This window comes from Pseudomonas sp. MWU13-2862, assembly GCF_023242495.1.
GTDB classification, from domain to species: Bacteria; Pseudomonadota; Gammaproteobacteria; order Pseudomonadales; family Pseudomonadaceae; genus Aquipseudomonas; species Aquipseudomonas gingeri_D.
Genome location: NZ_JALMEZ010000006.1, coordinates 404,282 through 410,281, shown reverse-complemented (window position 1 = coordinate 410,281; position 6,000 = coordinate 404,282). Strand labels below are relative to the sequence as shown.

Annotated in this window: 6 protein-coding genes and 1 pseudogene; 3 read left to right on the top strand and 4 right to left on the bottom strand. The window is 57.2% G+C overall.

Going from position 1 to position 6,000, the window contains the following annotated elements:
* Nucleotides 1–162: pseudogene (locus M5C56_RS14205) on the top strand (transcriptional regulator); the annotation flags it as partial.
* Between the two features lie 221 nt (nucleotides 163–383).
* On the opposite strand, the gene M5C56_RS14200 reads toward M5C56_RS14205, so the two are convergent.
* Nucleotides 384–662 (bottom strand): DUF3077 domain-containing protein, encoded by a 279-nt coding sequence (locus tag M5C56_RS14200; protein ID WP_103494601.1) that lies wholly within the window; start codon nucleotides 660–662, stop codon nucleotides 384–386.
* A 293-nt stretch (nucleotides 663–955) separates the two neighbouring features.
* Here M5C56_RS14200 and M5C56_RS14195 point away from each other — a divergent pair, with 293 nt between their 5' ends.
* Together M5C56_RS14195 and M5C56_RS14190 are read left to right on the top strand one after the other, a co-directional pair.
* Nucleotides 956–2,020, top strand: a complete 1,065-nt coding sequence (locus M5C56_RS14195; protein WP_103494600.1) for a hypothetical protein — start codon at nucleotides 956–958, stop codon at nucleotides 2,018–2,020.
* Nucleotides 2,021–2,154: 134 nt separating this feature from the next.
* A complete protein-coding gene (locus M5C56_RS14190) occupies nucleotides 2,155–3,027 on the top strand; it encodes a DUF4087 domain-containing protein (RefSeq protein ID WP_103494599.1) in 873 nt (290 codons plus the stop codon).
* Between the two features lie 54 nt (nucleotides 3,028–3,081).
* Here the strand turns inward: M5C56_RS14190 and M5C56_RS14185 are convergent, their stop codons facing one another.
* From M5C56_RS14185 to M5C56_RS14175, 3 genes are all read right to left on the bottom strand, one after another.
* Nucleotides 3,082–3,729, bottom strand: a complete 648-nt coding sequence (locus tag M5C56_RS14185) for a VOC family protein (protein ID WP_103494598.1) — start codon at nucleotides 3,727–3,729, stop codon at nucleotides 3,082–3,084.
* 37 nt (nucleotides 3,730–3,766) lie between these two features.
* Nucleotides 3,767–4,294 carry a sterol desaturase family protein gene (locus M5C56_RS14180; protein ID WP_247263161.1) on the bottom strand — a complete coding sequence of 176 codons (528 nt, stop codon included), beginning with the start codon at nucleotides 4,292–4,294 and terminating at the stop codon, nucleotides 3,767–3,769.
* A gap of 1,032 nt (nucleotides 4,295–5,326) precedes the next feature.
* Entirely contained in the window at nucleotides 5,327–5,770 is a 444-nt protein-coding gene (locus M5C56_RS14175) for a TM2 domain-containing protein (protein ID WP_103494597.1), read from the bottom strand.
* Nucleotides 5,771–6,000: the final 230 nt, after the last annotated feature.

The following is a 6,000-nucleotide window of genomic DNA, read 5'->3' as shown; positions in this document are numbered from 1 at the left end:
CATCTTAACCGCGCCTTAATCCGTTATCTTGAGCCCGAGTCACGGCACCTCAATGCAATTGCCGAGGGTATCGCCGACGCTGAGGCCGGTAACCTGACAGATCTGCAAACCATCAAGGCCAAGTGGGCGAACCGTGCCAACGGCCGGATGCAAGAGAATTAGCTCTATCCAAACTCCCGTTCAGAGCCCCTTACCGCGTGATTCATGGAGAAAATCCAGATCTTGTGCATCCTTCACCAACGCACGTAGCACGTAGAAGATTGGTGATTGCGGCTATTGCCGAATACACACCTGTGGGAGCCGAGCTTGCTCGCGAAGAACGATAACGCGGTGAGTCTGCCAACACTCACCGCCAGTCTGGACCTCAACCGGACGTCACCCGCCTACACTGACGCCCCGCGCAACATCCCCTGCGTCAGATCATCGATGACCGCCTTACCCATCTCGCCCAGGTAATGTGATGCCCAGGCGTAGCGTTCGCCGTCGGTTTCCAATGCTGCATCGAGGGAAAGTGCTTTGGCGCAATAAAGCAGAAGGGACGCGTGCTCCATGGCTTCCAGCATGGGAACGCCGGGGTTTACGCGGAACAGTTCACGGCCTCGGGAACCGCATTGGGAAAAGGTGATGACGCCCAGGGTTTTGTTTGAGGGTGGATTGGTCATTGGGCACCTCCGGCTAATGCGTGGGTGCCGAGGGTTAGGATGATTTAAAAAGGGATCGGTAACCCGGCGAATGAAGGCGCTCGCTTGAGATCTACGTCGTCTGGGCCGACGCTTTCGCGGGCAAGCCCGGCTCCTACAGGGTTTGTGTGTGCCGGAATGATTTGTGGAGCTATTCCGAATGCCTGGTTCGTGAAACAAGGATAAACCGCATGCTCTCTCCCGGACTGGACCAGATAGTGGCACTTCAGTAGCATCGCCGCCTTTCTTCCATATCCGTCAGCCAGGGATGACTAATGCCGGTTCTGTCACTGTTTCCATCACGCTTGTTAACCACCACAACCCTGCTGCTATCGGCGCTACTCGGAGGTTGCAGCGTCAACGGCACTTACCCGGACGCCACGGACCCAGACGCCGCCAAGCTGCGTTTCATCGCCAATACGCAAAACGCCACGCTCGATTACTTCGATGCCGAGCATTGCGACGGGCAAACCACCGGTATTCTCAACAACCTGCTTCTTGGCGATACCAAGCGACGTGCCGACATGAGTATCGCGCCGCCGGAAAACGCCAGGGGCTATCTGGAAATCAAACTCAAGCCCGAACACGAAACCCTTCTGCGGATCCATACCCAGAACGGTTATTCGGTTTGTGGCAACAGCATCAATCTCAAGCCTGAACGCAATGCCGAATACGAGCTGACCTTCGATTCCGGGAAGGGCCAGTGCAGCAGCCAGTTACAACGGGTCCGCAAGATCAATGGCAAGGAGCAGCGCAGTCCCGTCCTGGTCTTTGAAAAAGGCCTCCCGGCCTGTGTCGGGCGCAACGTGATGTTCCCGAAACCACCGGAACCATTGCCGGACACTCCCCATCGCCTGGAACTGATAGGCCGGATTATCGACAACAGCCTTATTCCAGCCATGAAACCCGACCCGGCTGAAATCGCCAAGAGCGCGGTCTCCGCGGAAAAAATCGACGGTTTGATCGCCGAGCGCAAGGCCAAGCTGGGTTTCACCCTGCCGGACGACTATTGGACCTTGTATCGCCAGAATCTCCAGGCCTTCGATGCAGAAGCTGCCCAGCGCAAAGAGCGGACCTTGCAGCTTTACAAGGACGAGTACCTTCTGCGCCTGCGTCGGTTGAAGGATGAGGACCTGGAACAACGGGCGCAGCCCGAAGACAAGTCAGCCAAATCGACCAACGTGGCCGCGCTCGAAGAATACAAGTCGATGACTCTCTACTATTTCGGCGCCAGCAAACGGGTCATGCTGGAAACCATCGACCATCATCTGGAGCGGATGGCGCAGATGGATGCGCATTACGGCGTCTGCGAGCGTTACGCCGATTGCTGGAGACGCTGAAACCCGAGGCCTCGCGGCAGGGCTCACGCACGCACTGCGGCGAGAAAAGCCCAGCATTCGCTATCATCACCTATGCTTTCCGCGACCACTCCAGTGCACTACCACCACGTGATGAACACAGACAAGGACGCTCCATGCCCCGCCTCTCCCTCGGCCAGCTCTCCCTACTCACTCTCGTGTTCACCTGCGTGATCCTGCCGGCCCAAGCCGCCGACAAGGTCGAACGTCGCTGCGGCTGGTTCGAAAACCCGACCGCGGCGAACGCCACCCTCACCGACCGTGATGGCACCTGGGAAATCGCCACCCAGGGTGGCTACCAGGCCGAAGGCGACTGGCCACAGTTCAGCGATGCGCAATGGGTGCGTACCAACGGGCATTACGGCTACGGCTGTGGCTGCATGACCGCCAGCGCCGATCCCCAGACCCACCGCTTGAACCACCTCACCAACGCCGTCGCCCGCCCACTGGCGGCCTGCCGCAACGATGCGACCTTGCACGAGCCGGCCAATCCGCTGGCGCCACGACCACCCGATGTGCCGGCCTCGGCCAAAACTATGAAGCCCTACCAAGCCACCGGCTTCAGCTTCAACTACCCGAAGGGTTGGAAGGTCAGCAAGAACAAGGAGTGCCTGAACCTCAATCAGCCAAAGACCCAGACCAACGAGGAATACACCCTCAACCTCTGTGTCCAGCACGGCACGCTGCAACAGGCCGCCGACAGCATGATCTTTTCCCAGGAAGACGGCGTCTGGATGCGTAGCGCCGGCATGGACTCGCCCAGCCCCGTCGACATTATCGAAGGCCCCGGATGGAAAGGCATGCAGACGACCCAGACCTGTGGTGTTGGTGACCAAGAGACCGGCTTTCATGCCGCCGGAGGCACTTGCCTGATGGCCATCGTCTACAACGCCAAGACGCAGTTGCTGTTCGACACCGTGGGCTACTACCAGGACTTCGACACGATTGGCGCAATCATTCGGTCGGTCCGGTTTGACGAGAAGCAGTAGAAAGCACGCGCCCCATAAGTGATGTCCGGTGACCACAGCAGATCCGAGTGCGAATCACGCACCCGAAATCGGCAATGTTTTTAAACCACCGGGTGTTTGAATATGAGCGACCAGATACGGAGTTGAAGTTCCTTCGAGCCCGTGAAGATAAACCGGCCCCGAAAAGTTCATGGCCGCCAGAATCGCCCTGACTTTTTCTGGATCAGTATGGAAGACATCCAAAGCCACTAGAGAACAGCCTTTGTCTTGCAGCGTACTCGCGGGATGAGTCTTCTGTTCCCATTGAATCAGGGTAGGAGCTGCCCCTCCCAAAGGAAGGCTTCCGTCCGCGGGTATTGTTATCTGCCAGGACAATGTTCCTCTGCTCATGGGTTCGACATCTCCGACGATGTCGTGGCAATAAGCGCCGACAGCATAGATATCATCGGTTCGCGCAACCCATGTCGCCAGGCGTGCCGGTGAGTCAGGTGCAAGTTGGTCAAGACCGAACCAGCGAGGCCGACTGGGGCGCTCAGCAGATGGATCAACGGCAATCACTTCCAGATAGAGCTCGGGGCCAAGGCGAAGCAGCCGGTTGTGGGTGCCCATGCGTGGATGGGCACCGCCCGGTTGAAGGTCGACGCCCAGAATGCCAGTGACGAACGCGCAGCCGCTATCGAGGTTCGGCGCCACGATAGCCAGGTGATCGACAGTGCTTTTCACGCGATCAGCTCCTTCAAGAGATTTTTACGCCCCGGCTTCATTCAGCCTCACTCGCACTATCGCCCCGCCAAACTGAAGGACGCCCTTCCTCTTCGCGCTCAGTCACGTCACGGGACTCACGCAATTGCCTCTTCAGCGTGCGCAACGACGGCGCGTACAGAAAGCCGAACGACACACTGTTCTTGCGCCCCTTCACCGCGTGATGCAACAGGTGCGCCTGATACAGGCGCTTCAAATAGGGATGACGCGGCCGCGGCCGAAATGGCCAGTAGCGGTGGACAACGCCGTCATGCACCACGACATAGATGATTCCAAACGTCGCCACTCCGGCGCCGATCCACTGCAGCGGGTCGTATCCGCTATTGCCCAGCACGATCAGGGTGATGGCCACCGCCGCCAATACCAGCAGGTAGATGTCGTTGGTCTCGAAGGCGCCCAGGTGCTCCTCATGATGGGAGCGGTGCAGAAACCAGCCCCAACCGTGCATGACGTACTTGTGCGCCAGGTAGCCGACCCCTTCCATGGCCATCAGGGTGCAGAGAAACAGGGCAACGTGGGTAATCATGGAACGCCGTGAGCTCGCAGGTACGTCGGAAAGGCGGCTGGAAAATGCTTGAACCGTGCTCAAGCATACCTCGATAGGCGGGTAAATCGAATGCGATGAGTGATTTGGTGTCCGACTTTCTCGGAAGTCGCTGGCTTTGGCGAGGAAGGAGACGGCCCAACAGCCGCCCCTGGGATCAGAATCAAAACCTGCCCCGACTGAAACCGGGGCAGGCCACTTCAATAACCCTTACCGCTGGTTATCATAGTGATCCCGTAGAAACTCATACAGGTGATAAACCCGTAATAAGTTAACTACGAGGCTCCAGGTACGTCGAAGAATCTTGGACATACATTGACCCCAAAGTGGGCCAAACCTCCAGCATGCTTACCGGAACACGCATACCTTCGAGAACTACGTTATCAGTCTCGGTGAGGTGGCCAGGCTGATGGCCTCCTGAGCCAATCCGGCACGGGTTACTAAGCCGTGTCAGAAGGTCCAAAATGCGCGCGCTGGCTTGGCCACTTCAAAAAGTCTTTTTAACGAAAGAGCCATGAAATCATACCCTAGCTCGAATATGGAGTTAAAAGCAAAAAGTGTTACTTACCAGGAAAACCTCAATCAAAATATTTCAGGCCTTCGCCACTTCTAAACACTTGGAAACATAATGAACTGTTACCAGACTTGCGTGAAAAACATGGCTCCAGTAAAGTCAGGACACGTTATCAGTCTCTGTGAGATGAGCAAGCCGGTTCCACATCCAGCTTGCGGAAAAAACCACCCTACTAAGGTGGTTTTTTTTCGCCTCGACTTATCCGGCAGCGACCACATCGCAGCTCACTCGCCCTCAAAACCAGGGCATGCCCGAGGGCACCGCCCAGCCCGACGGCCATCGCGAGGAAGCGTGTTTTTAGGAAATATCGAGAGGGTAAGGCACAGCAGCTATACAGACAGGACATTCGTCAGTCGAACAGGAGCACCCAACGTGCCCCTGCCCACCGGCGCCAACGCCGACAACCGACCCGGACTCACTCAAGCCCAGGGATCAGTGACTCACAACCAGCCGCGTTTACCAACTACATAAGTCTGCTCGAAGTCATCTTCGGACTTGAGCAGGTAGATGATGAATTCAACAAAGGCGACAATACTGATCACGATCGACGGGATACCCAGCAGCAGCCAGCCGAACAGGAACACCAGCAGCATGATCACGCCCTGGACGTTGTAACCCAGGTAGAACTTGTGCACACCAAAGGCACCGAGAAAGAACGCCAGCAGGGCCGCCGGGATCTTCTTGGAGTTGCCGCTCGCCGCAGCGCCGTCGGCGAAGATGGCTTCGGCAAACGCACCATTGCTGGCGAAGTCGACGCGCGCGCCGGCCTTGGGCAGTACCGCGGCTTTCCACTCGACCACGTCGAAGGTGTAACGGTTGCCGTCATCACCGGAAATAATGCCGTTACGGGTGTTGGTGTCGTAACTCAGGATCTTGCCTTTCATTTACAGCTCCTTGGGAAGAACGGGACAGGGGGATGCGGGATAGTGTTCAGGAGATTAAAGGCAGGGAAATCACTTTTTCCGGACACCCCGAACCTGCGCGAACGCTCCATCGACAATCGCCGAGCAGCGCTCGTCGACATCAATCAATACGGTCGGGTGTTTTTTCAGGTTTGAGTAGTTGGACCGACAGGCCATCGCTCGTCCTTGAAAAGTGACTACCGGACAAAGCT